Origin of the sequence: Pseudomonas yamanorum (genome assembly GCF_900105735.1) — a bacterium.
Classification (GTDB): Bacteria; Pseudomonadota; Gammaproteobacteria; order Pseudomonadales; family Pseudomonadaceae; genus Aquipseudomonas; species Aquipseudomonas yamanorum.
This window is the reverse complement of record NZ_LT629793.1, coordinates 4,499,856-4,523,859: the sequence shown is the minus strand read 5'-3', so window position 1 is coordinate 4,523,859 and position 24,004 is coordinate 4,499,856. Positions and strand designations below refer to the sequence as shown.

Sequence of the window (24,004 nt, the reverse complement as noted above, 5' to 3'; positions counted from 1 at the left end):
CATGCTACTCCACAGGTACTCAGTTTGGCTTTTCAAATGGCTTGTCGAAGGTGATTTTCGGGTCCTTCCACGGGCCTTCTACCTTGTACTGCACGCTGGCGAAACGGGAAACACGGTCGCCAATCAGCTTGTCGATCAGGAACAGCGCACCGCCAATGGCCGGCGCGCCGACGATCAGCGCGGCAATCGGCAGGTTGTTGGTGACCGGCAGCGTCACCAGCAGCTTGGCATCGACACGATCAGCCACCAGGTCCAGGGTGCCGTTGATCTCGAGGTTGCTCGACGGGCCGGTCATGGTGATCGGCTCACGGGTCACAAACACGCCATTACTGGCCGCCAGCAAGCCCTTGACTCGGTCATAGCTCAAGCCTTTGCCGAGCAAGTCCGAGAAGTCCAGGCGCAGCCGGCGACCGATGGAGTTGAAGTTCAGCAAGCCAAACACCCGAAGCGCCTGGGCGCCGCCTTCCACTTCAACAAATTGGCCTTTGCGGAAGCTTGCGTCCAGGCTGCCGGAGAAGCGCTTTGGACCGACCCAGGCTGGCGAGCCCGGCCAGCGGCCGTCCACGTCCACATGAAACTCTTCACTGGTCACACTCGGCGCAAACCCCCAGCCCTTGAGCACGTCCCCAATGTTCTTGCCGTCCAGGCGGCCCTTGTACCAACTGCTGCTGGCGCCGGGAGCGCCCTCCCAACCGCCGGCGCCCTGGAGCAGCATGCCCTTGAGCCCCAGGTTGAGGCTGTTGAACGCCATGCCCTTGGCCGTCGGCCGCACTTTCAACGACCATGCACCTATCAGGTCAGGGCCCTGGAACAACTGGGCAATCGCGATATCCAGCGCAGGAATATCCTTGGGATTAACGTCAGCCAGCGGGTCCGGCGCATTTTCATCTGCCTGCACCGTCGGATCCACAGCAGGCAACTTCACGTACTGCAAGTTGACCGCAATCGGCGCGCCCTTGGCATCCGGCAACCCCACGGTACCCTTGGCCTGCTGGCTGTCGAACTGCAAGCCCCAGGCGGCGGGTTTGCGATCCAGTTGCAGGTTGACCTGATCGAACTGGGTGCCGAAGCCCGTCAGCTTTCCAATCTTGAAGTCCGCCCCGCTCAACAGCTGCTTGGCACTGCCTCCCGGATCGTTGCCGGCGTAGCGGTCCACGAGTTTTTTCCAGGGATCGATATCCAGCTCCGACAACACACCGCGGATACGCAAGCCCTTGCCGGCCGGCAACACCGCATCGCCATCCCCCAGGAATAGCTCGCCACGGCCATCGGCAAAACTGTCGGCCGGGGCGGCGAAGGTGAAGCTGCCCAACTCGCCATAATCGAACCAGTAACGGCGCTCCTTACCCTGCAAGGTCATGCGGAACACGCTGTCACGGCCCTGGCTCGCTGGCATGCCGAACGGCGCCGGCAGGTCCACGGCCACACCCTTGAGGTTGGAACTGACCATCAACTGGCTGTCGGCGCCGTCGAGGTTGAGCTGCAATTGGTAGGGGATATCGCCGGACACCGGCAACGGCTGGCTGACCTTCAGCCAGTCAGTCAACCGCTTGACGGTCACCTGCCCTTTCGCGGTGACGCGGGTGTTGAGGTTGCCTGGCTTGCCATCGGCGAAAATCTGCGCGGTGATCGGCCGGTCGAAGGCCTGTGCGCTGATGTTCTGGCCACTCAGGCCCTTGGCGCTGTCGAAGCGGAAATCACCCTTGAGCTGGGTCAGGTCCAGCGCAGGATCGGCCAGTTGCAGGCGCGCCTTGTCGGTCTTGAAGTCCACCACAATCTTGGGCTCGGCGTCCTTGGCCAGGGGAATATCCAGGTCCAGCTTGCCTTGCAGGTCACCCTCGCCTTTCCAGCCGGCGAAGGTCGAAGCGGTACCGATCGGCGCGTCCTGAAGAATTTTCAGCCCATCGCCCAGGCCGCCAGCAAAGTTGCCGGTGAGCAGCAGGTGACTGTCCTTGCCTTCGGGCGCATGGGGAATGTTGACGTAGATGTCGTTGACCTTGGTGTCGAGCAACTGGCCCTTGCTGGCCAGGATGCGCACGCCGCTCTCCTCGACAAACACTTCACCCTTGACCTTGCTGACGTGCGGCCAGCCCGGCTGAAACGCCAGCTCGGCATCATGCACCTTGAAGAACAGGCTGATATTACGTGAGGCGGGCAGCGCATCGTGATTCAGCGAGCCCTGGTACTGGAAGAAGCCTTCGTCCACCGCGCCCTTGAGAATCGCGGTGCGCAACCACTCATCGAGTGCCGGGCTCAACACGGCCGGGAGGTATTTGGGGGTAAAGCGGCCATCGCCATCGACCATACCGACCCGCAGGTCCATATAGTCTTCCTGGCTATGGTCGAAATGCAGGCGAATCAGGAAGTCGGCGGCGACCTTGCCCTCCTCGCCCAGCACCTTGATATACGGCGCGATCAGGGTGAAGCCTTCCTTGTCCAGCTTCCACGTCAGGCGGGCGTTGGCCTGGATGTACTGCCAGGGCTTGGCGAAGATCGGAAACAGGTGCAAGGAGAAATCCTTGCTGTCCATGCGCAACTCGCCCTTGCCCAGGTCACCGCTGATGCTGCCGCTGACATTGCGGGCGGCCGGAGCGCCGAAGTAGGCGTCAAAGCCGATGCGGTCGAGGTTGGCCGCAAAGCTCACGCGCTGCTCGGTGGTGTCTTGAGGCCGGTAATCCAGCAATACGTTGCGCAGCGTGCCGGTAGCCTTTAGATGATCCAGGGTTGTGGCCACGGCTTCCGGCAAGGGCGCCAAGGCGTGCAGCAATGGCGTGATCGGCGTCAGGTCCAGGCGATCGGCTTGCAGGTTCCAGACTTCCTGGGCCTTGTCGGTCGCCAGGGTTTGCTGAAGTTGCAGGCGCGATTCCCAGCGGGTGTCGCCCAGGTTCATCGCCAGCGAGTCAAACAGCACCTTAAGGCCGCTGTCACTGCGTTGCAGGTAGGCGGTGAGGGCCAGGTTCTCGATGTGCGCCGGCTTGCGATCGGCATAGCTGCCTTTGAGTTGCGGGGCGTTGAGGCGTACGGCAGCACTTTGCACAGTACCCTTGGCCCAGGTCAGCCAGAATTCGCCGCCGGCCTTGAATTCGGTGAGTTTCCATTGCTGGAGCAGTTTCGCCGGGATCCATTTTGCCCAGTCACTCTGGGGCAAGCTCAGGTAAGCCTGGGCTTCGCCGTCTTTCCACTGGCTGGCACGGATCCGGGTGCTCAGGTTCAACGCCAGGGGCTGGCCGTCGGGCAGGGTCAAGCGCGCGTCCAGGCGCTGGCGGTTGGCCCCGGTCTGCAGGCTCACGCCGACATAGGTCAAGGTCAGCGGCGCCTGGTCGAATGGCTGCAGCGTCACCTGGCTGTCGAGCAATGAAACCTGCCCGACCATTTGCATGCGCGTCAGCAGTTGTTCGGGATCCAGTGGCTGGTCGTCCTGCACCGGCAGGCCTTGCAGCGCCCAATGGCCGTCCTGGTCCTCCTTCACGCTGACCTGCAGGCCGCTGACTTCCAGGTGGGCAATGCGCACTTCGCGCGCCAGCAGGCTGGCCCAGATGTCCGGCACCACCTGTACCTGGTCCAGGCGCAGGGCATTGGTGCCCTCGCCGACCATCACGTCGTGGGCCATCAATACCGGGGCGAAGCCGCTCCAGCGCCCTTCCAGGCTGCCGATACTCAGGGGCATATCCAGCGCCGTGCGAGCCTTGGCTTCGATTTCGCCACGGTATTCCGCCACCAGCGGCGTCAATTCACGGCCAAGGCTCACGTACACCGCTGCCAATACCAGCAGCAAGGCGCACAGGCCGAGGCCCCAGCGGGTCAATGCGGCAAAAAAGCGTATCAGACGCTCCATGTCAGGCGACCCTCAAAGGCAATAGTCGGACGGCAGATCAAGGTCTGTCCGTCTCGTTGATAAGAGCTAACGCGAATCAGAGCAGCACCACGTCATATTGTTCCTGGGAATACATGGTTTCGACCTGGAAGCGAATGGTGCGCCCGATAAAACCCTCCAGCTCGGCCACGTTGCCGGACTCTTCATCCAGCAACCGGTCGACCACCTTCTGGTTAGCCAGGACTCTATAGCCCTCGGCCTGGTAGGCGCGCGCCTCCCGTAGGATTTCACGGAAAATCTCGTAGCAAACCGTTTCCGGAGTTTTCAACTTGCCGCGCCCCTGGCAACTGCTGCACGGCTCGCACAGCACTTGCTCCAGGCTTTCACGGGTGCGCTTGCGGGTCATCTGCACCAGCCCCAACTCGGTAATGCCGATGATGTTGGTCTTGGCGTGATCGCGCTCCAGTTGCTTCTCAAGGGTACGCAGCACCTGGCGTTGATGCTCTTCGTCTTCCATGTCGATGAAGTCGATGATGATGATTCCGCCCAGGTTGCGCAGGCGCAGCTGGCGGGCAATCGCGGTGGCCGCTTCGAGGTTGGTCTTGAAGATGGTTTCTTCGAGGTTGCGATGGCCCACAAAGGCGCCGGTGTTGACGTCGATGGTGCTCATGGCTTCCGCCGGGTCCACCACCAGGTAGCCGCCGGACTTAAGTGGCACTTTGCGCTCAAGGGCTTTCTGGATTTCGTCTTCGACGCCATACAGGTCGAAAATCGGCCGCTCCCCCGGGTAGTGCTCGAGGCGGTCGGCGATTTCCGGCATCAGTTCGGCAACAAATTGCGTGGTGCGCTGAAAGGTTTCCCGCGAGTCGATGCGAATTTTCTCGATCTTCGGGCTGACCAGATCGCGCAAGGTGCGCAGGGCCAGACCGAGGTCTTCGTAGATCACGCTGGGCGCACCGATGGTCTTGATCTGCGCGCCGATCTGATCCCAGAGGCGACGCAGGTAGCGGATGTCCATGAGGATTTCATCGGCACCCGCGCCTTCAGCGGCGGTGCGCAGGATAAAGCCACCGGCCTCCTTGATTCCTTCCAGAGCCACGCAATCGCTGACCACCTTTTTCAGGCGCTCGCGCTCGGCTTCGTCTTCGATTTTCAGGGAAATGCCAACGTGGGCGGTGCGCGGCATGTACACCAGGTAGCGCGAAGGGATCGACAGTTGCGTGGTCAGCCGCGCGCCTTTGGAGCCAATCGGGTCCTTGGTGACTTGCACCACCAGGCTCTGCCCTTCGTGCACCAGGGCGCTGATGCTTTCAACCGCCGGGCCTTCGCGCAGGGAGATTTCCGAAGCATGGATAAACGCGGCGCGGTCCAGGCCGATGTCGACGAAAGCCGCCTGCATCCCCGGCAACACACGCACAACCTTGCCTTTATAGATATTGCCGACGATCCCGCGCTTTTGAGTGCGCTCGACGTGCACTTCTTGCAGAACACCGTTCTCTACCACCGCCACGCGCGATTCCATCGGCGTGATATTGATCAGAATCTCTTCACTCATGGCTGGGTCTCGTTCAGGCGTTTTCACAATAGTGACCGATCGCTTAAGGCTTGGCGCTGGAATACGGCGTTTAGCGCACGGTAAGGTTTTGCCAACAGGGTATGCCGAATTGAGCCAGCAGTTCTGCGGTTTCGCAGACAGGCAGGCCAACGACGGCGGAGTAGCTGCCATTGAGTCCGGCGACAAACACCGCCGCCAAGCCTTGAATAGCATAGCCGCCCGCTTTGTCCTGGGGCTCGCCGCTGTGCCAATAAGTGGTGGCTTCATCCGCTGAAATCTTGCGAAACCGCACGCGGCTGCTGACCAGCCGCGTTTCGCAACGCTGGCCGTCAATCAGGGCGATGGCAGTCAAAACTTCATGTTCACGATCAGAAAGAGCCAGCAACATGGCCAGGGCATCGGCTTGGTCCAGGGGTTTGCCGAGGATTTGGCCGTCGAGGATTACCGCCGTATCAGCGCCAAGCACGCAGGCCCCAGTGGCTTCGGCCAGAGCCGCGCGACCGGCCGCAGCCTTGCCGCGCGCCAGGCGTTCTACGTAGGAAGCGGGTGTTTCATTTGTAAGGGGAGTTTCATCAATGGCGGCGCTGACGACGGTGAACGGCACGCCGATCTGTGTCAGCAGTTCACGCCGCCTCGGGGAGCCCGAGGCCAGATAAAGCGAATTCATGCAGACTCTCCCTGTAGGGTTCGATAACCAGGCAGAGCCTCGCGATCCATTCAATTGATTTTATAGCGACGACGCAACCCACGCAGGCCAAAACTGACCCAAGGCCACAACAGCGCGCTGACCAGCGCCGGCAACACCAGCGCGAGGGTCGGTTGGCGGTTGCCGGTCAAGGCACTGAGCCACAGCTGTACCAACTGCGCCAGGCCGAAGATCACCAGGATCACCAGGCACTGTTGCCACATGGGGAACATGCGCAGACGCTGCTGCAACGACAGCACCAGGAAGGTGATCAGGGTCAGGATCAGCGCGTTCTGGCCGAGCAAGGTGCCGTAGAGCACATCTTCCATCAGCCCAAGGCACATGGCCGTGACCATCCCGACCTTGTGCGGCAGCGCTAGGGCCCAGAACGCCAGCAACAAGGCGAGCCACAACGGACGCAGGATTTCCATGAATTGCGGCAGCGGCGAAACGCTGAGCAGCAAGCCGATGGCAAAGGTCAGCCAGACAATCCAGCCGTTACGCGAATGAGTACCGGCCATTATTCTTCCCTCTGCCGAGTGGTTGCCGGGGCCGCAGCCGGTGGCTTGGTGGCGGCAGGCGGTTTGGCAGCGGCAGGTGTTGCAGCCGCAGGCTTGGCCGGACGTGCGCTATGGGCTACAGGCTTGACCGGCGTCGCGACCGGCACGGCTGGCATTGCAGGAACCGCTGCCGGTGCGGCGGGTGCGGCCGGCTTTGGCACGGTCGCAGGGATAATCGGCGCCGTGCCGTTTTGCTTGTCTTCCGCTTCCTGGGCCTGGGCGGCTTCGTTGGCGCGCTCTTCCGGGGTGCGGTTGTCGCTGAACACCAGCAGCAGGTAACGGCTGCGGTTCAACGCAGCGGTCGGCACGGCGCGCACGATGGCGAATGGCTGGCCGGAATCGTGGATCACTTCCTTGACCGTCGCAACCGGATAACCCGCCGGGAAACGCTGGCCAAGGCCCGAGCTGACCAGCAGGTCGCCTTCCTTGATGTCAGCGGTGTCTGCGACGTGACGCAACTCCAGGCGTTCCGGGTTACCGGTACCGCTGGCAATCGCCCGCAGGCCGTTGCGGTTAACTTGCACCGGAATGCTGTGGGTGGTGTCGGTCAGCAACAGCACGCGGGAGGTATAAGGCATCAACTCCACCACCTGGCCCATCAAGCCACGGGCATCGAGCACCGGCTGGCCAAGGACCACGCCGTCGCGCTCACCCTTGTTGATGATGATGCGATGGGTGAAGGGGTTCGGGTCCATGCCGATCAACTCGGCCACTTCGACCTTCTCGTTGACCAGCGCGGAGGAATTGAGCAACTCGCGCAGCCGAACGTTCTGCTCGGTGAGGGCCGCCAGCTTTTGCATGCGCCCCTGCAGCAGCAGGTTTTCGGTCTTGAGTTTTTCGTTCTCGGCCACCAGCTCGGTGCGGCTGCCAAATTGGCTGGCCACACCCTGATAGAGGCGCTGCGGCAGGTCGGTGATCCAGTACGTCTGCATCAGGACCAGCGACATCTGGCTACGCACTGGCTTGAGCAGTGTGAAGCGGGCATCGACCACCATCAGCGCAACCGATAGCACGACCAGCACCAACAGGCGCACGCCCAATGAGGGGCCTTTGGAAAAAAGCGGTTTAATAAGCCGCTCCTCCCAGGCAAATGTTTTCTTTATTCATACGGCATCAAACCGGCCTGGATGCAGATTGAAGAAGATAAACGCCAACAGGCAGCACTGCAAAGTGCTGCCTGTGAGCGAAACATGGGCAAACCAGCAAACGCTTATTCGCTGGAGAGCAGGTCCATGGTGTGTTTATCCATCATTTCCAGTGCACGGCCACCGCCACGGGCGACGCAGGTCAGCGGGTCTTCAGCGACGATCACTGGCAGACCGGTTTCCTGGGCCAGCAACTTGTCGAGGTCGCGCAGCAAGGCGCCACCACCGGTCAGTACCAGGCCACGCTCGGCGATATCGGAAGCCAGTTCCGGAGGCGATTGCTCCAGGGCGCTCTTCACAGCCTGAACGATGGTAGCCAGGGACTCTTGCAGAGCTTCCAGCACTTCATTGGAGTTCAGAGTGAAGGCCCGTGGAACGCCTTCGGCCAGGTTGCGACCGCGAACATCAACTTCGCGAACTTCGCCGCCCGGGTAAGCGGTACCGATTTCCTGCTTGATGCGCTCGGCAGTGGATTCGCCGATCAGGCTGCCGTAGTTGCGACGCACGTAGGTGATGATCGCTTCGTCGAAGCGGTCGCCGCCAACCCGTACGGATTCGGCATACACCACACCATTGAGGGAAATCAGGGCGATCTCAGTGGTACCACCACCGATATCCACCACCATCGAACCGCGCGCTTCTTCAACCGGCAGGCCGGCACCGATCGCAGCAGCCATCGGCTCTTCGATCAGGAACACTTCACGGGCACCGGCGCCAAGGGCCGATTCACGGATGGCACGACGCTCCACCTGGGTGGACTTGCACGGAACGCAGATCAGCACACGAGGGCTGGGCTGCAAAAAGCTGTTTTCGTGAACCTTGTTGATAAAGTACTGCAGCATCTTTTCGCAGACGCTGAAGTCGGCAATCACGCCATCCTTCATCGGACGAATGGCAGCGATGTTGCCCGGTGTTCGGCCAAGCATGCGCTTGGCCTCGGTGCCAACGGCAACGACACTTTTCTGATTACCATGGGTCCGAATGGCCACAACCGATGGCTCATTCAGGACGATACCGCGCTCGCGCACGTAAATAAGGGTGTTGGCAGTGCCCAGGTCGATGGAAAGATCGCTGGAAAACATGCCACGCAGTTTCTTGAACATGGGAAAGGGACCCTAGGCAACGCGTGGGTAAAAAAGTGCGGCAAACTCTAACAACGACAGGGATTTTGGGCAAGGCGCCAATGTGCTAAATTGGCCGACTTTCTGTGCACCAACCCCCACAATCGCGGCCATATGACCGTAGAAATGCGGTAGTGTTCCTACAATCTAACACACGGATAGCTTCCGTTCTGTTTTCCACTGGAGAATCCCATGGCGCTTGAACGCTCCGACGTGGAAAAAATCGCTCATTTGGCCTGTCTTGGCCTCAATGAAGCCGATCTTCCACAGACCACCGCAGCCCTGAACAGCATTCTCGGGCTGGTCGACCAAATGCAAGCCGTGAATACCGACGGCATCGAGCCCCTGGCTCACCCGCTGGAAGCCAGCCAGCGCCTGCGCGCCGACGTCGTGACCGAGCGCAATAATCGCGAGGCCTACCAGTCCATCGCGCCAGCGGTCGAAAACGGCCTGTACCTGGTTCCGAAAGTCATCGACTAAAGGGAAAGAGCCTGCAATGCATCAATTGACTCTGGCCGAGATCGCCCGCGGTCTCGCCGACAAAAAGTTTTCTTCCGAAGAGCTGACCAAGACCTTGCTGGCGCGTATCGCCGAGCTGAACCCCAAGGTCAACAGCTTCATCAGCATCACCGAAGAGCTGGCCCTGAGCCAGGCCAAGGCCGCCGACGTACGTCGCGCCAACGGTGAGAACGGCGCCCTGTTAGGTGCGCCGATCGCCCACAAAGACCTGTTCTGCACCCAGGGCATTCGCACCAGCTGCGGCTCGAAGATGCTCGATAACTTCAAGGCGCCGTACGATGCCACCGTGGTCGCCAAGCTGGCTGCTGCCGGGACTGTGACCCTGGGCAAGACCAACATGGACGAATTCGCCATGGGCTCGGCCAACGAGTCGAGCCACTACGGCGCGGTGAAAAACCCGTGGAACCTTGAGCACGTACCAGGCGGTTCGTCCGGTGGTTCGGCTGCAGCAGTTGCCGCTCGTCTGTTACCTGCCGCCACGGCCACCGACACCGGCGGTTCGATCCGCCAACCGGCCGCGTTCACCAACCTCACCGGTTTGAAACCGACCTACGGTCGCGTTTCCCGCTGGGGCATGATTGCCTACGCTTCCAGTCTCGACCAGGGCGGCCCTCTGGCTCGCACCGCTGAAGACTGCGCAATTTTGTTACAAGGCATGGCAGGCTTCGATACGCAGGACTCCACCAGCATCGATGAACCCGTACCGGACTACAGCGCCAGCCTGAACACCTCGATCAAAGGCCTGCGCATCGGCGTGCCGAAAGAGTATTTCAGCGCCGGCCTCGACCCGCGTATCGCCGAACTGGTGCACAACAGCATCAAGGCGCTGGAAAAACTCGGTGCCGTGATCAAGGAAATCAGCCTGCCGAACAACCAGCACGCGATTCCTGCCTACTACGTAATCGCCCCGGCAGAAGCGTCCTCCAACCTGTCGCGGTTCGACGGCGTGCGTTTCGGCTACCGCTGCGAAAACCCGAAAGACCTCACCGACCTTTATAAGCGCTCCCGTGGCGAAGGTTTCGGCGCGGAAGTACAACGCCGGATCATGGTCGGTGCCTACGCCCTGTCGGCCGGCTACTACGACGCGTACTACCTCAAGGCGCAAAAGATCCGTCGCCTGATCAAGAACGACTTCATGGCAGCCTTTAATGAAGTCGACGTGATCCTCGGCCCAACCACGCCGAATCCGGCCTGGAAGATCGGCGCCAAGACCGGCGACCCGATCGCCGAGTACCTGGAAGACCTGTACACCATCACCGCCAACCTCGCCGGTCTGCCGGGCTTGTCCATGCCTGCAGGCTTTGTCGACGGCTTGCCGGTGGGCGTGCAACTGCTCGCCCCGTATTTCCAGGAAGGCCGCCTGCTCAATGTGGCGCACCAGTACCAGTTGAACACTGACTGGCACACTCGCACCCCTACCGGCTTCTGAGGAGAACACTATGCAATGGGAAGTCGTGATCGGGCTGGAGATTCATACCCAGCTCGCCACCCAATCGAAGATTTTCTCCGGTAGCGCCACCACGTTCGGCTCCGAGCCCAACACCCAGGCCAGCCTGGTAGACCTGGGCATGCCCGGCGTGCTGCCGGTGCTGAACCAGGAAGCGGTGCGCATGGCGGTGATGTTCGGCCTCGCCATCGATGCCGAGATCGGCCAGCACAACGTGTTTGCCCGCAAGAACTACTTCTACCCGGACCTGCCCAAGGGCTACCAGATCAGCCAGATGGAATTGCCGATCGTTGGCAAGGGCTACCTGGACATCCCGCTGGAAGACGGCACCATCAAACGTGTCGGCGTGACCCGTGCGCACCTGGAAGAAGATGCCGGCAAGAGCCTGCATGAAGAATTCAACGGCGCCACCGGCATCGACCTGAACCGTGCTGGCACCCCGCTGCTGGAAATCGTTTCCGAGCCGGACATGCGCAGCGCCAAGGAAGCCGTGGCCTACGTCAAGACGATCCACGCGCTGGTGCGCTACCTCGGCATCTGCGACGGCAACATGGCCGAAGGCTCCCTGCGTTGCGACTGCAACGTGTCGGTACGGCCAAAAGGCCAGGTCGAGTACGGCACCCGCTGCGAGATCAAGAACGTCAACTCGTTCCGCTTCATCGAGAAGGCGATCAACACCGAAGTGCGTCGCCAGATCGAACTGATCGAAGACGGCGGCAAGGTGGTCCAGCAGACCCGCCTGTACGACCCGAACAAAGACGAAACCCGCGCCATGCGCAGCAAGGAGGAAGCCAACGACTACCGTTACTTCCCCGATCCGGACCTGTTGCCGGTCGTCATCGAGGACTCGTTCCTGGCTGACGTACGCGCCACCCTGCCGGAACTGCCGCCGCAAAAACGCGAGCGTTTCCAGGAGCAGTTCGGTCTTTCGGTGTACGACGCAAGCGTGCTGGCATCGAGCCGCGAGCAAGCCAACTACTTCGAAAAAGTCGTGAGCATCGCCGGCGACGCCAAACTGGCGGCCAACTGGGTGATGGTTGAGCTGGGCAGCCTGTTGAACAAACAGGGCCTGGAAATCGACGAAGCACCGGTATCGGCCGAGCAACTGGGCGGCATGTTGCTGCGGATCAAGGACAACACCATCTCCGGCAAAATCGCCAAGACCGTGTTTGAAGCCATGGCCGCAGGCGAAGGCAATGCTGACGAGATCATCGAAAAGCGCGGCCTGAAGCAAGTCACCGACAGCGGCGCGATTTCGGCCGTGCTCGACGAGATGCTGGCAGCCAACGCCGAGCAGGTTGAACAATACCGTGCGGCGGATGAAGCCAAGCGCGGCAAGATGTTCGGCTTCTTTGTCGGCCAGGCGATGAAAGCCTCCAAAGGCAAGGCCAACCCGCAACAGGTCAACGAACTGCTGAAAAGCAAACTTGAAGGCTAAACGCGGTGAAATGGTCGGAGCGGGACCTCACGTCCAACTCTGACCCCTTGTGGGAGCGAGCTTGTGTGGGAGCAGGCTTGCTCGCGAAAGCGGTGGATCAGTCAGCCTATTCGTTGCCTGACACACTGTATTCGCGAGCAAGCCCGCTCCCACCCAAGCCCGCTCCCACATTTGTAATGGGGAAACCTTGAAAATGAAGCGTCTACTCGGCCTGTTGGCCTTGTTCTCTCTGCTCGCCGGCTGCGCCAGCGGCCTCATCGACCCCAACGGCTACGACGAAACCGGCACCGCCTCTTACTACGGCGCCAAACACCACGGTAATCGCACTGCCAGCGGTGAACCGTTCAACCAGAATGCCTTGACCGCCGCCCACCGTCGCCTGCCCTTCGGCACGCAAGTGAAGGTCACCAACCTCGACAACAACAGAAGCGTCGTTGTCCGCATCAACGATCGCGGCCCGCACACCCGTGGGCGCCTGATCGACCTTTCGCGCAAAGCCGCCGCACAGCTGGGTATGATAGGCAGCGGCACCGCGCGTGTTCGCGTGCAAGCCCTCAGCAACTGACCGACGGAGCCCAGGCCATTTCCGCATTAACCGCCCTCTCGCCCTTTAGCGTGATCGAACTCATCAGCGGCCTGCTGCTGTTGATCTTCGGTGCCGAAGTATTGGTGCGCGCCGCCGTGCGCCTGGCGGCCAGCCTCAAGGTGCGCCCGCTGATCATCGGCCTGAGCATCGTCGCCTTTGGCAGCAGTGCGCCGCAGATGGCGATCAGCTTGCAAGCCACCTTGGCGGACAACACCGACATCGCCGTGGGCAGTGTGATCGGCAGCAGTATCTTCAATACCCTCGTGACCCTTGGCCTGGCAGCCCTGATCATTCCGCTGCGGGTTTCGCGGCAGCTGGTGCGCCTGGACATCCCGATGATGATCCTCGCCAGCCTGCTGGTGTTTGTGCTCGCCGCCAATGAAGAGCTGACGCCAGTTGATGGCCTGTTGCTGTTGGTGGCGCTGGTGGCCTACCTCGGCGTGTTGCTCTACCAGACCCGCCACTCCCGTCGGCCCCGCACCCGGGACACCGTGGTGCAAGCGCCGTGGCTGAGCAGCGTGCTGCTGATGATCGGCGGGCTGTTGATCCTGGTACTCGCCGGGCATCTGGTGCTGGGCGCTGCAGTGGATGTGGCCTCTGACCTGGGCCTGTCGGAGCGTATCATCGGCCTGACGCTGATTGGCGTCGGCACTTCCCTGCCCTGCCTGGCCACCTCGTTGATCGCCGCCCTGCGCGGCCAGCGGGAAATTGCGGTGGGCAACGTGATCGGCAGCAACCTGTTCAACCTGCTTGGGGTGCTGGGTTTTACTGCCCTGGTGGCGCCCTCGCCGCTGTCAGTGTCGCCCAACGCCCTGGATTTCGACTTACCGGTGATGCTCGGCGTGGTCGCCCTGTGCTTGCCAGTGTTTTATTCGGGCTACCGCGTCACTCGGGCCGAAGGCCTGGTGTTCCTGGGCCTGTACCTGGTGTACGGACTGCATGTGGTGTCGTTCACCTTCGGCATGCCGCTGGCCAACAAGCTTGAACAACTGATGCTGTATTACGTCCTGCCAGCGCTGGTGGCTTTCCTGTTGTTCACCTCGCTGCGAGCCTGGCGCCGCCAACACAAGAGGGAATCGCAATGACCGAACAGAAAAAGCCCGGCGTTGAAGTGCGCCGCCAGGTGATGGGTGATGTGTTTGTCGATCGGGCGCTGGGCAATGCCACCGAGTTCAGCCAGCCGCTGCAGGACTTCGTCAACGAGCATGCCTGGGGCAGCGTGTGGAACCGCGAAGGGCTGCCGCTGAAAACCCGCAGCCTGATCACACTCGCCGCGCTGACCGCCCTCAAGTGCCCGCAAGAGCTCAAGGGCCACGTGCGCGGCGCGCTGAACAACGGTTGCACCGTGGAGGAGATTCGCGAGGCGCTGCTGCATTGTGCGGTGTATGCCGGCGTGCCGGCGGCGATTGACGCCTTCCGCGCCGCTCAGGAAGTGATCGACAGCTACCAGAAAGACGCCTAGATCCAGCCGCCCGCCTGCAACACGAAAATCCCGATATTCGTGGTTACCGCCGCCATCAAGGTGGTGATCACGATAATCGCGGCCGCCAGCTCATGATTGCCCTCCGCCGCCCGCGCCATCACAAAACTGGCCGCCGCCGTGGGCGCTCCGAAGTACAGGAACAGAATCCCCAGCTCCGGCCCGCGAAACCCCAGCAGCCATGCGCCAAGGGTGGCGAGCACCGGTAGCCAGATCATCTTCATCAGGCTGGCACTCAGGGCCATGTCGCCGCTTTTGCGCAGTGCCGCCAGCGACAACGTGCCGCCGATGCAGATCAATGCCAATGGCAACGTCATGTCCGCCAGGTACTGCCCGGAGGATTCCAGCCAGCCAGGCAAGCCGATCTGGAAATACGCGAAGGGCGCCGCTGCGATCACGCTGATGATCAACGGGTTGGCCAGCACGCTCTTGAAGATGCTCCACGGGTCGGACTTGATCACCGGGCTGTACACCGCCAGCACAATGGTCGACAGGGTGTTGTAGAACAGGATCACCAGCGCCGCGAGCACCGCGCCCAGGGAAATCCCATAGTCGCCGTACATGCTGGCCGCCAGGGCCAGGCCGATCACCCCGTTGTTACCACGGAAAGCGCCTTGGGCGTAGATGCCACGGTCTTCCCGCGGGCATCGGAAGATCGCCCAGCCCCAGGCCAGGGCGAAGCTCAGCAGCGTGGCAACGGCGAAATAGATCAGCAGGCCGGGCTTGAGGGCTGAATGCAGGTCGGCATGGAGAATCCCGAGGAACAGCAACGCCGGCATGGTGACGTTGAACACCAGGGCCGAGGCGATGTGGATAAAGTTGTCGTTGATCCAGTTGATGCGCTTGAGCAGGACGCCCAGGAACAGCATGGCAAACACCGGCGCGGTGATGTTCAGGGTTTGTAGGAAGATAGCCAGCATGCCGGGGAGAACCTTGGGTGGGCGTCGGTAGGTGGCTAATGATAAGCCAGCATGGCCAGCTTCGTCTGGACTACCGCTTTCGCGAGCAAGCCCGCTCCCACATTTGACCGAGTTCTACCTTTGGAATGCAGTCAAATGTGGGAGCGGGCTTGCTCGCGAAGCAGGCGACTCGGTCTTAAGTAATCGGTGCCGGATTGAACAACGTAATGTCGTTGTGCAGCTTGTGCTGCTCCGCCCACGTCTGCTTCTTGCCGCTGGCCACATCCAGGTAGAAGTGGAACAACTCCCAACCCAACTCCTCGATCGTCGCCCGCCCGGTGGCGATCCGCCCGGCGTCGATATCAATCAGGTCCGGCCAACGCTGCGCTAGCTCGGTCCGGGTCGAGACCTTCACCACCGGCGCCATCGCCAGCCCATAGGGCGTACCACGCCCGGTCGTAAACACATGCAGGTTCATCCCCGCCGCCAACTGCAATGTCCCGCAGACAAAATCACTGGCCGGCGTGGCGCAAAAGATCAGGCCCTTGCGATTGAACCGCTCCCCCGGGCCGAGCACGCCATTGATCGCACTGCTGCCCGACTTGACGATCGACCCCAGCGACTTCTCGACAATATTCGACAAGCCACCCTTCTTGTTCCCCGGCGTGGTGTTGGCGCTGCGGTCCGCCTCACCCTTGGCCAGGTAGCGGTCGTACCAGTCCATTTCCCGCACCAGCTCCCGGGCTACATCCTGGTTTTCCGCACGGGAAGTCAGCAGGTAGATGGCATCCCGCACTTCCGTCACTTCAGAAAACATCACCGTCGCGCCCGCCCGCAGCAGCAGATCCGAGGCATAACCCAACGCCGGATTGGCGGTGATCCCAGAAAACGCATCACTGCCACCGCACTGCATGCCGAGAATCAACTCCGACGCCGGGACCGTTTCCCGACGACGCAGGTCGAGTTTCTTCAGGCGGGTTTCGGCCAATGCCATGATCTGTTCGATCATTTCGGTAAAGCCGTGGCTGGAGTCCTGCAACCGATACAGCCACGGCTCACTCAGATCCACCGAGCTGTCGTTGTCGTGCATCAACTGCCCGGCCTGCAACTTCTCGCAACCCAGGCTGATCACCAGGGCTTCACCGCCCAGGTTCGGGTTACGCGCCAGATTGCGCACGGTGCGGATCGGGATGTACGCGTCGGTGGCCGTAATCGCCACGCCGCAGCCGTAGCTGTGGGTCAGCGCCACCACGTCATCGACGTTCGGGTACTTGGGCAGCAACTCGTCCTTGATGCGTTTCACCGCGTGGTCCAGCACCCCAGTGACGCACTGCACCGTGGTGGTGATGCCGAGGATATTGCGCGTGCCGACGGTGCCGTCGGCATTGCGATAACCCTCGAAGGTAAAACCCTCCAGCGGCGCCTGGGTCTCGGGCACTTCAGTGGACAGCGGCAAGCTGTCCAGCGGCGGCGCCGTGGGCATGCGCAGTTGATCTTCCTGGACCCAACTGCCGCGCGGAATCGGGCGCAAGGCATAACCGATGGTCTGCCCGTAGCGAATGATCCGGCCGCCTTCGGGGATGTCTTCCAGCGTCACCTTGTGGCTTTGGGGAATGAAATCCACCGTCACCAGGCCGTCGGGAAACTCGGTCCCCGCCGGTACGCCCTGGTCGTTGACCACAATCACCACGTTATCCAGCGCGTGCAAACGGATGGAGCGTGGCGAATCGGCATGTTCAATCAACTGCATGACGCGGGCCCCTTCAGGAATGCGCTTGGGAAAGTTTAGTCAGCTCGGGGCCGTTGGCCGGCGGCTCTTTAAGCACCACACGTTTGATCGGACCGACGATCACCAGGTAGCTGAACACCGCCAGCAACGCGTTGGCACCGACGAACACCAGCGCCCACTTGAAGGAGCCAGTGGTGCTGATGATGTAGCCGATCACGATCGGGGTGCTGATGGACGCCAGGTTGCCGAACATGTTGAACAGACCGCCGCTCAAACCTGCGATTTGTTTCGGCGAAGTGTCGGACACCACCGCCCAGCCCAGTGCGCCAACGCCTTTACCGAAGAAGGCCAGGGCCATGAAGCCCACCACCATCCATTCGATGTCCACGTAGTTGCACGCGACGATGCTACTGGAAATCAGCAAGCCACCAATGATCGGCGCCTTGCGGGCGAAGGTCAGCGAATGGCCCTTGCGCAGCAGGTAGTCGGAAATTACTCCGCCCAACACGCCGCCGATAAAGCCGCAGATCGCCGGCAAGGACGCGATGAAGCCAGCCTTGAGGATCGTCATGCCGCGCTCTTGAACCAAGTACACCGGGAACCAGGTCAGGAAGAAATAGGTAATGCCATTGATGCAGTACTGGCCCAGGTACACGCCGAGCATCATGCGGTTCGTCAGCAACTGACGGATGTAATCCCACTTCGGCCCGTCGGTTTTCTTGCCTTTGCCCTTGTCCTGGTCCATGTCGACCATGGCCCCGTTGGCAGCGATGTGCTGGAGCTCAGCCTCGTTGATCATCGGGTGCTGGCGCGGGCTGTGGATAACTCTCAGCCAGATCAGCGAGAAGACGATTCCGATGCCGCCCATCACCACGAATACGTGCTGCCAGCCGAAGGTGTAGACGATCCACCCCATCAGCGGCGCGAACAACACCGTGGCGAAGTACTGCGCCGAGTTGAAGATCGCCGAGGCAGTCCCGCGTTCAGCCGTAGGAAACCATGCCGCCACGATGCGGGCATTTCCGGGAAAGGATGGCGCTTCAGCCAGGCCCACCAGGAATCGCAACATGAACAGCGCCACGATGGCCGTGGATACACCGAATTCACCGACATAGCCTTGCAGCACGGTGAACAGTGACCAGGTGAAGATGCTCAGGGCATAGACTTTTTTCGAACCGAATCGGTCCAGCAGCCAGCCACCGGGAATTTGCCCGGCCACGTAGGCCCAACCGAATGCGGAGAAGATGTAACCGAGGGTGACCGCGTCGATGCCGAGGTCTTTTTGCAGGCTGGAGCCGGCGATGGCGATGGTGGCCCGGTCGGCATAGTTGATCGTGGTCACCAGAAACAGCATGAGCAGGATCAAATAGCGGACATGGGTCGGCTTGGTCGCTTGCATGAAGATGTACTCCCACTAATTATTTTTTTTGCGGGTAAACAAATTGTAAGCCTGTGGCGGGCACGGACCCGCCACAGGGTGTTGCCGTCAGGAACCGATGTAGCTGGTTTTCACCACGGTGTAGAACTCTTGCGCATAGCGACCCTGCTCACGCGAGCCGTAGGATGAGCCCTTACGGCCACCGAATGGAACGTGGTAATCCACGCCGGCAGTCGGCAGATTGACCATCACCATCCCGGCCTGGGAATGACGCTTGAAGTGGTTGGCATACTTCAGCGACGTGGTAGCGATACCGGCCGAGAGACCGAATTCGGTGTCGTTGGCCATCGCCAGCGCCGCCTCGTAATCCGCTACGCGGACCACATTGGCCACCGGGCCGAAGATCTCTTCACGGCTGATGCGCATCGCGGCTTCGCTGTCGGCAAACAGCGTCGGTGCAAGGAAGTAGCCTTCGGTGTCGCACGTCACCAGTTCCCCACCGCTGACCAGCCGGGCACCTTCGCTCTGACCGATGTCGATGTACTTCAGGTCCTGGTCCAGCTGGGCCTGGGAAACCACCGGGCCGATGTCGGTGCCGGTTTTCAGGGCGTGGCCGACCTTGATCGACTTCATCCGCTCAGCCATGGCCGCGACGAACTGGTCGTGAATTCCGGCGGTGACGATAAAGCGGCTGGACGCAGTGCAACGCTGGCCGGTGGAGTAGAACGCGCTCTGCACCGACAACTCGACCGCTTGCTTGAGGTCGGCGTCGTCGAGAACGATCTGCGGGTTCTTGCCGCCCATTTCCAACTGCACCTTGGCCTGGCGCGACACGCAGCTGACGGCGATCTGACGACCCACGCCCACCGAGCCAGTGAAGCTAATACCGTCGACTTTCGGGCTGTTGACCATGGCATCGCCAACCACACGGCCGCTGCCCATTACCAGGTTGAACACACCGGCGGGGAAACCGGCGCGGGAGATGATTTCGGCCAGGGCCCAGGCGCAGCCCGGCACCAGCTCAGCCGGCTTGAGCACCACGCAGTTGCCGTAGGCCAGGGCCGGTGCGATCTTCCAGGCCGGGATGGCAATCGGGAAGTTCCATGGGGTGATCAGGCCAACGACGCCCAACGCTTCGCGGGTCACTTCGACATTGACGCCCGGACGCACCGACGGCAGGTAGTCGCCGGACAGGCGCAGGCATTCACCGGCGAAAAATTTGAAGATGTTACCGGCGCGGGTCACTTCGCCGATGGCTTCCGGCAGGGTCTTGCCCTCCTCCCGGGCCAGCAGGGTGCCCAGCTCTTCGCGACGGGCGAGGATTTCGGTGCCGACTTTATCCAGGGAGTCATGGCGCGCCTGGATGCCGGAAGTGGACCACGCCGGGAATGCAGCGCGCGCAGCGTCGATGGCCGCGTGGACTTGGGCGAGGTCAGCCTTGGCGTATTCGCCAATGACATCAGACAACTCCGACGGGTTGATGTTGGCCGAGTAGTCGGCGCCGGCAACCCACTGGCCACCGATGTAGTTTTCAAAACGCTTGGCTTGGGACACGAATTCTCTCCTGACGCAAAAAGCCGCTGATTACTCAGCGGCCTTGGTGATGGGTTATTGCGCGCCTTGCTTGTCGATCAGCGCGGCCAGGGCTTCGTATTCTTCCGGCAGCAGATCGGTCAGCGGCGTACGCACGGGGCCGGCGTCATAGCCGACGATTTTCGCCCCGGCCTTGACGATGCTCACGGCGTAACCGGCCTTGCGGTTACGGATGTCGAGATAAGGCAGGAAGAAGTCGTCGATGATCTTGCCGACGGTGGCGTGATCTTCCCGGGCAATGGCGTGGTAGAAATCCATCGCGGTTTTTGGAATGAAGTTGAACACCGCCGAGGAGTACACCGGCACGCCCAGGGCCTTGTAGGCAGCGGCGTAAACCTCTGCAGTCGGCAAGCCGCCCAGGTAGCTGAAACGGTCACCGAGACGACGGCGGATCGACACCATCAATTCAATGTCACCCAGGCCATCCTTGTAGCCGATCAGGTTCGGGCAGCGCTCGGCCAGGCGTTCCAGCAGCGGCGCGGTCAGGCGGCAGACGTTGCGGTTGTAGACCACGACGCCGATCTTGACCGACTTGCACACCGCTTCAACGTGGGCGGCAACCCCGTCCTGGCTGGCTTCGGTCAGGTAGTGCGGCAGCAGCAGCAGGCCTTTGGCACCAAGACGCTCGGCTTCCTGGGCGTACTCGATGGCCTGGCGGGTGGCACCGCCGACACCGGCAAGAATCGGCACGCTGGTGGCGCAGGTATCGACGGCAGTTTTCACCACTTGCGAATATTCGCTGGCCGCCAGGGAGAAAAACTCACCGGTGCCGCCAGCGGCGAACAGGGCAGTAGCGCCGTAAGGGGCCAGCCACTCCAGACGCTTGATGTAACCCGCCTGGTGGAAATCACCCTGGGCGTTGAAATCGGTCACCGGGAAAGACAGCAGACCGTGAGAGAGGATGGACTTCAGTTCTTGTGGATTCATTATTCGAACACCCTGGGCGAAGACTTTCTGTTGAGAGATTACGGACGGTTATCTTGATGTCGTACGTCATCGTACAACTATAAAAATATTCGTCAACTGCAATTCATCGACCTTCCTACGGGTTGAGGCGTCAACGCGACGTTCTTGACGTAGGAAATTATTCCTCTATGCTCGATTTAGCTGTATATGCATACAGTTATTACGGAAGATTCCTACAACATAGCAAGGAGCTAACATGTCAGATCTTGAACTCGCCACACCTGAAAAAAGACCACCCACCCTGCGCTTCGAAGGCGGAGAACACACGGCCATCGGCGACGATACCTTGTTGCGCTTCGTCAAGGACGCCCCGGCGATTCCCGCGCGGCAGGTCGAATTGCACCTGCCCAACGGCCTGGCCCTGAGCTACGGCCAGATCATTGCCCTGGGCGGTGATTTCTATGGCATTCCCGGGCGCCCCATCAACGAGGGCGCATCGCCTGCGGACCGCGTGCAGCGCTTTACCGATGCGTTCAACTCGTTGGCGGTATTGCCGGCATCACGAGAGGAAGCGGGCAAGATCCTCGCGGTGATGCAAAAGGAGATCAATGCAGTCAACCAGGCGATCAAGGATGGCAAGCAACCCCATGAAGCGTATGACGCACTGGGTGACACCTTGTCCGAGGAATGGAACCGCATCACCGGCGGCGGCAGTGCCGTGTCGGCTCTGATTCCACTCGGACGCTACCTGAAACTGGCGGCAGACAATGCCGACCACTTCGGCGAATGGGCGTTGGCGGCGTATCTGGCGGGCCATACGGCAGCCCTGCAACAAGCCGTCGTCGCTCATCAGACCGGCACCGACCAGGCGCTGGAACTGGCTTACGCCATGAACAGCTTTGCTGATCACTTTTTGACCGACCTGTTTTCCGCCGGCCACCTGCGGGTACCGCGCAAGCAACTGGCGGCGGTGGTGACCCCGGGTGAACTGGGCTCGCTGATCAGCCGCTTCATGCACGATGAAGACAGCAAGTTCGGGCTCAATGTGCGCAATGCCTTCGGCGATCAGTGGCACGCTTACGGTGATAAACGCTACTTCGACAGCAGCGACGCGGCCAACCGAGCCATGGTCAAACGTGCCGTGCAGGCCTCGGCGGATGAGATCTTCGAAACCTTTATCAGCGGCGTAGCGCCCTCCCCGGCCAACTTCAAGGCGCCGCTGTATGTGCCGGACCTGAACGCCGCGCAAAACCCGGCGAATAACTTCTCACCGCTGTTCAAGGCAGAAGGCGACAAGGTGCTGCGGCGCAAGGACGTCAACAACCTGAATGACAAGCAGTGGACCAATGACTGGTGGGGTTGGAGCACGTATCTGTTGCTCAAGGACTACAAGCCCAACCAACCGGCCAGCTAATAGTCCAGGCAACAAAAATCAAATGTGGGAGCTGTCGAGCCCCGGCGAGGCTGCGATGGGATCGACTCGCTGAACCTGCCAGACCTCAGCGCCGGCATCGCAGCCTCGCTGAAGCTCGACAGCTCCCACATTTAAATAGGCACTAGCCGCGCTGCGCTTCTGCCTCTTCATGGGCATGGCGCAGCCGTTCACGGCTGTTGGTCAGGTGCAACCGCATGGCCGCCCGTGCCGCATCCGAATCCTGGCGAGCGATCGCTTCATAGATCTGTGGGAGCTGTCGAGCCTTGGCGAGGCTGCGGTGGGATCGACTCGATGAACCTGCCAGACCTCAGCGCCTGCATCGCAGCCTCGCTGGGGCTCGACAGCTCCTACGTTTGAATAGGCACTAGCCGCGCTGCGCTTCTGCCTCTTCATGGGCATGGCGCAGCCGTTCACGGCTGTTGGTCAGGTGCAACCGCATGGCCGCCCGTGCCGCATCCGAGTCCTGGCGAGCGATCGCCTCATAGATCTCTTCGTGTTCGCGGCTCAGGCGGCTCATGTAGTGCTGCTGGTCATCATGGGCCAGGCGTGCCGAGTTCAGCCGCGTGCGCGGAATGATGCTGGTGCCCAGGTGGGTCATGATGTCGGTGAAGTAGCGGTTGCCGGTGGACAGGGCAATCTGCAGGTGGAACTGGAAGTCCGACGCCACCGCATCACCGGCGTGGGCCGCACTTTCGTTCAGGGCATCGAGGGCTGCACGCATGCCGGCCAATTGCTCGTCGCTACGACGCTGGGCAGCAAGCCCGGCAGACTCCACTTCCAGGCTGATCCGCAGTTCAAGGATGGCCAGTACATCCCGCAGGGTAACGACAGTGGCCGGGTCTATCCGGAAACCGCTGGGGCTTGGCGTATCCAGCACAAAGGTGCCGATGCCATGGCGGGTTTCCACCTGCCCGGCCGCCTGCAATCGCGAGATGGCTTCACGCACCACGGTGCGGCTGACCCCATGGGCGTCCATGATCGCCGATTCAGTGGGCAGTTTGTCGCCACGTTTGAGTTGGCCGTCGCGGATCTGCTCGGACAACACCGTGACCAATTCCTGGGCAAGGCTGCGGCGCTTGCGGGGAAGACGAGGGGCGGCGCTGGAGTTTTCCATGATGAATCATCTGTCTCGGCGATCTGAAGCACGCATGATAGCCCATGGCGGTTGTACGATCACCGTCCTGTCATGACTTTCATCTATAACCGGCGAGGTTTTCCCCAGACAAAAAAAAGCCCCGGCATCGCCGAGGCATTTTCAACACTGGCCCGAGGGCCCGCGTCTTGTTACTTCACCACTTTCAGACTCGGCCGACCGGTTGGACGCGGTGGCTCGGAATCCGGCGGCGGCACATCATCTTCGCCTTCGAGCTCGATCGCTTCGTCATCCGCAAGGGACGACTCCAGATCAAACACCATGCCCTGGCCATTTTCCCGGGCGTAAATCCCGAGGATGGCGCCGATGGGCACGAACAGCGTATGCGGCACACCGCCGAAACGCCCTTCAAAGCTGACCGCTTCATTGTCCATGTGCAGGTGTCGCACGGCACTGGGTGAAACGTTCAGGACGATTTGTCCGTCACTGGCAAAACCTTGCGGTACCTGAACCGCGGGAAACTCGGAATTGACCAGCATGTGCGGGGTGCAATCGTTGTCCACTATCCACTCATAGAGCGCGCGGACCAGGTAAGGTCGACTGGAGTTCATCAACGGCTCC

The 24,004-nt window shown here is 61.2% G+C and carries 21 protein-coding genes; 7 read left to right on the top strand and 14 right to left on the bottom strand.

The features are described 5' to 3' along the window. Positions 1–19 precede the first annotated feature (19 nt). The 6 genes from BLU46_RS21250 to mreB all read right to left on the bottom strand — a co-directional run bounded on the left by BLU46_RS21250 (position 20) and on the right by mreB (position 8,862). Complete coding sequence (locus BLU46_RS21250) at positions 20–3,835, bottom strand: YhdP family protein (RefSeq protein ID WP_093205175.1); 3,816 nt, start codon at positions 3,833–3,835, stop codon at positions 20–22. Between the two features lie 76 nt (positions 3,836–3,911). Then, complete coding sequence (gene rng / locus BLU46_RS21245; protein WP_003216085.1) at positions 3,912–5,369, bottom strand: ribonuclease G; 1,458 nt, start codon at positions 5,367–5,369, stop codon at positions 3,912–3,914. A 70-nt stretch (positions 5,370–5,439) separates the two neighbouring features. Beyond that, positions 5,440–6,036, bottom strand: coding sequence for a Maf family protein (locus tag BLU46_RS21240; protein ID WP_063027141.1), 597 nt, complete (start codon positions 6,034–6,036; stop codon positions 5,440–5,442). Positions 6,037–6,086: 50 nt separating this feature from the next. Then, complete coding sequence (gene mreD, locus BLU46_RS21235) at positions 6,087–6,575, bottom strand: rod shape-determining protein MreD (protein WP_003216081.1); 489 nt, start codon at positions 6,573–6,575, stop codon at positions 6,087–6,089. After that, positions 6,575–7,684: a rod shape-determining protein MreC gene (gene mreC, locus BLU46_RS21230; RefSeq protein WP_093205169.1), complete on the bottom strand. Its 1,110-nt coding sequence runs from the start codon at positions 7,682–7,684 to the stop codon at positions 6,575–6,577. Before mreC ends, mreD begins: the two co-directional genes overlap by 1 nt. A 140-nt stretch (positions 7,685–7,824) precedes the next feature. After that, complete coding sequence (gene mreB / locus BLU46_RS21225; protein ID WP_002555108.1) at positions 7,825–8,862, bottom strand: rod shape-determining protein MreB; 1,038 nt, start codon at positions 8,860–8,862, stop codon at positions 7,825–7,827. A gap of 210 nt (positions 8,863–9,072) precedes the next feature. On the opposite strand from mreB, the gene gatC reads away from it, so the two are divergent. The 6 genes from gatC (at position 9,073) to BLU46_RS21195 (ending at position 14,332) form a co-directional block, all read left to right on the top strand. Continuing rightward, complete coding sequence (gatC, locus tag BLU46_RS21220) at positions 9,073–9,360, top strand: Asp-tRNA(Asn)/Glu-tRNA(Gln) amidotransferase subunit GatC (RefSeq protein ID WP_003216077.1); 288 nt, start codon at positions 9,073–9,075, stop codon at positions 9,358–9,360. Between the two features lie 16 nt (positions 9,361–9,376). After that, the gene (gene gatA / locus BLU46_RS21215; protein ID WP_093205165.1) at positions 9,377–10,828 is read left to right on the top strand and encodes an Asp-tRNA(Asn)/Glu-tRNA(Gln) amidotransferase subunit GatA; all 1,452 of its coding nucleotides are present in this window, start codon (positions 9,377–9,379) and stop codon (positions 10,826–10,828) included. A gap of 10 nt (positions 10,829–10,838) precedes the next feature. Beyond that, positions 10,839–12,284 carry an Asp-tRNA(Asn)/Glu-tRNA(Gln) amidotransferase subunit GatB gene (gene gatB, locus BLU46_RS21210; RefSeq protein ID WP_093205160.1) on the top strand — a complete coding sequence of 482 codons (1,446 nt, stop codon included), beginning with the start codon at positions 10,839–10,841 and terminating at the stop codon, positions 12,282–12,284. Positions 12,285–12,477: 193 nt separating this feature from the next. Then, the gene (locus BLU46_RS21205) at positions 12,478–12,849 is read left to right on the top strand and encodes a septal ring lytic transglycosylase RlpA family protein (protein ID WP_093205155.1); all 372 of its coding nucleotides are present in this window, start codon (positions 12,478–12,480) and stop codon (positions 12,847–12,849) included. Between the two features lie 50 nt (positions 12,850–12,899). Next, positions 12,900–13,955 carry a calcium/sodium antiporter gene (locus BLU46_RS21200; protein ID WP_081253079.1) on the top strand — a complete coding sequence of 352 codons (1,056 nt, stop codon included), beginning with the start codon at positions 12,900–12,902 and terminating at the stop codon, positions 13,953–13,955. Next, positions 13,952–14,332: a carboxymuconolactone decarboxylase family protein gene (locus BLU46_RS21195; protein ID WP_063027132.1), complete on the top strand. Its 381-nt coding sequence runs from the start codon at positions 13,952–13,954 to the stop codon at positions 14,330–14,332. Before BLU46_RS21200 ends, BLU46_RS21195 begins: the two co-directional genes overlap by 4 nt. Here BLU46_RS21195 and BLU46_RS21190 read toward each other — a convergent pair. The 5 genes from BLU46_RS21190 to kdgD form a co-directional block, all read right to left on the bottom strand. Further along, positions 14,329–15,270, bottom strand: a complete 942-nt coding sequence (locus BLU46_RS21190; RefSeq protein ID WP_063027130.1) for an AEC family transporter — start codon at positions 15,268–15,270, stop codon at positions 14,329–14,331. The genes BLU46_RS21195 and BLU46_RS21190 overlap by 4 nt on opposite strands. A gap of 175 nt (positions 15,271–15,445) precedes the next feature. Then, a complete protein-coding gene (gene garD, locus BLU46_RS21185; RefSeq protein ID WP_093205149.1) occupies positions 15,446–16,999 on the bottom strand; it encodes a galactarate dehydratase in 1,554 nt (517 codons plus the stop codon). Positions 17,000–17,012: 13 nt separating this feature from the next. Further along, a complete protein-coding gene (locus BLU46_RS21180; RefSeq protein ID WP_093205144.1) occupies positions 17,013–18,377 on the bottom strand; it encodes an MFS transporter in 1,365 nt (454 codons plus the stop codon). An 87-nt stretch (positions 18,378–18,464) separates the two neighbouring features. Then, a complete protein-coding gene (locus BLU46_RS21175) occupies positions 18,465–19,910 on the bottom strand; it encodes an aldehyde dehydrogenase family protein (protein WP_093205140.1) in 1,446 nt (481 codons plus the stop codon). Positions 19,911–19,964: 54 nt separating this feature from the next. Continuing rightward, entirely contained in the window at positions 19,965–20,876 is a 912-nt protein-coding gene (gene kdgD, locus BLU46_RS21170) for a 5-dehydro-4-deoxyglucarate dehydratase (protein WP_003216058.1), read from the bottom strand. 235 nt (positions 20,877–21,111) lie between these two features. Between kdgD and BLU46_RS21165 the strand changes: the two genes are divergently transcribed. Next, positions 21,112–22,269 (top strand): hypothetical protein, encoded by a 1,158-nt coding sequence (locus tag BLU46_RS21165; protein ID WP_063027124.1) that lies wholly within the window; start codon positions 21,112–21,114, stop codon positions 22,267–22,269. Positions 22,270–22,411: 142 nt separating this feature from the next. Here BLU46_RS21165 and BLU46_RS21160 read toward each other — a convergent pair whose 3' ends face one another. The 3 genes from BLU46_RS21160 to BLU46_RS21150 all read right to left on the bottom strand — a co-directional run bounded on the left by BLU46_RS21160 (position 22,412) and on the right by BLU46_RS21150 (position 23,994). Next, positions 22,412–22,594 carry an FCD domain-containing protein gene (locus tag BLU46_RS21160; RefSeq protein ID WP_269458736.1) on the bottom strand — a complete coding sequence of 61 codons (183 nt, stop codon included), beginning with the start codon at positions 22,592–22,594 and terminating at the stop codon, positions 22,412–22,414. Between the two features lie 60 nt (positions 22,595–22,654). Beyond that, a complete protein-coding gene (locus BLU46_RS21155) occupies positions 22,655–23,404 on the bottom strand; it encodes a FadR/GntR family transcriptional regulator (protein WP_008437251.1) in 750 nt (249 codons plus the stop codon). A 170-nt stretch (positions 23,405–23,574) separates the two neighbouring features. Further along, positions 23,575–23,994 carry a ClpXP protease specificity-enhancing factor gene (locus BLU46_RS21150; RefSeq protein WP_063027122.1) on the bottom strand — a complete coding sequence of 140 codons (420 nt, stop codon included), beginning with the start codon at positions 23,992–23,994 and terminating at the stop codon, positions 23,575–23,577. Between the last annotated feature and the right edge of the window lie 10 nt (positions 23,995–24,004).

Excerpts from the sequence above, each read along its gene's own strand:
- mreB (WP_002555108.1), bottom strand. The coding sequence starts at position 8,862 with ATGTTCAAGAAACTGCGTGGCATGTTTTCCAGCGATCTTTCCATCGAC.
- gatB (WP_093205160.1), top strand. The coding sequence starts at position 10,839 with ATGCAATGGGAAGTCGTGATCGGGCTGGAGATTCATACCCAGCTCGCC.
- mreD (WP_003216081.1), bottom strand. The coding sequence starts at position 6,575 with ATGGCCGGTACTCATTCGCGTAACGGCTGGATTGTCTGGCTGACCTTT.
- rng (WP_003216085.1), bottom strand. The coding sequence starts at position 5,369 with ATGAGTGAAGAGATTCTGATCAATATCACGCCGATGGAATCGCGCGTG.
- gatC (WP_003216077.1), top strand. The coding sequence starts at position 9,073 with ATGGCGCTTGAACGCTCCGACGTGGAAAAAATCGCTCATTTGGCCTGT.
- BLU46_RS21190 (WP_063027130.1), bottom strand. The coding sequence starts at position 15,270 with ATGCTGGCTATCTTCCTACAAACCCTGAACATCACCGCGCCGGTGTTT.
- BLU46_RS21205 (WP_093205155.1), top strand. The coding sequence starts at position 12,478 with ATGAAGCGTCTACTCGGCCTGTTGGCCTTGTTCTCTCTGCTCGCCGGC.
- BLU46_RS21155 (WP_008437251.1), bottom strand. The coding sequence starts at position 23,404 with ATGGAAAACTCCAGCGCCGCCCCTCGTCTTCCCCGCAAGCGCCGCAGC.
- BLU46_RS21180 (WP_093205144.1), bottom strand. The coding sequence starts at position 18,377 with ATGCAAGCGACCAAGCCGACCCATGTCCGCTATTTGATCCTGCTCATG.
- kdgD (WP_003216058.1), bottom strand. The coding sequence starts at position 20,876 with ATGAATCCACAAGAACTGAAGTCCATCCTCTCTCACGGTCTGCTGTCT.
- garD (WP_093205149.1), bottom strand. The coding sequence starts at position 16,999 with ATGCAGTTGATTGAACATGCCGATTCGCCACGCTCCATCCGTTTGCAC.
- BLU46_RS21150 (WP_063027122.1), bottom strand. The coding sequence starts at position 23,994 with ATGAACTCCAGTCGACCTTACCTGGTCCGCGCGCTCTATGAGTGGATA.
- BLU46_RS21195 (WP_063027132.1), top strand. The coding sequence starts at position 13,952 with ATGACCGAACAGAAAAAGCCCGGCGTTGAAGTGCGCCGCCAGGTGATG.
- BLU46_RS21240 (WP_063027141.1), bottom strand. The coding sequence starts at position 6,036 with ATGAATTCGCTTTATCTGGCCTCGGGCTCCCCGAGGCGGCGTGAACTG.
- BLU46_RS21250 (WP_093205175.1), bottom strand. The coding sequence starts at position 3,835 with ATGGAGCGTCTGATACGCTTTTTTGCCGCATTGACCCGCTGGGGCCTC.
- gatA (WP_093205165.1), top strand. The coding sequence starts at position 9,377 with ATGCATCAATTGACTCTGGCCGAGATCGCCCGCGGTCTCGCCGACAAA.
- BLU46_RS21165 (WP_063027124.1), top strand. The coding sequence starts at position 21,112 with ATGTCAGATCTTGAACTCGCCACACCTGAAAAAAGACCACCCACCCTG.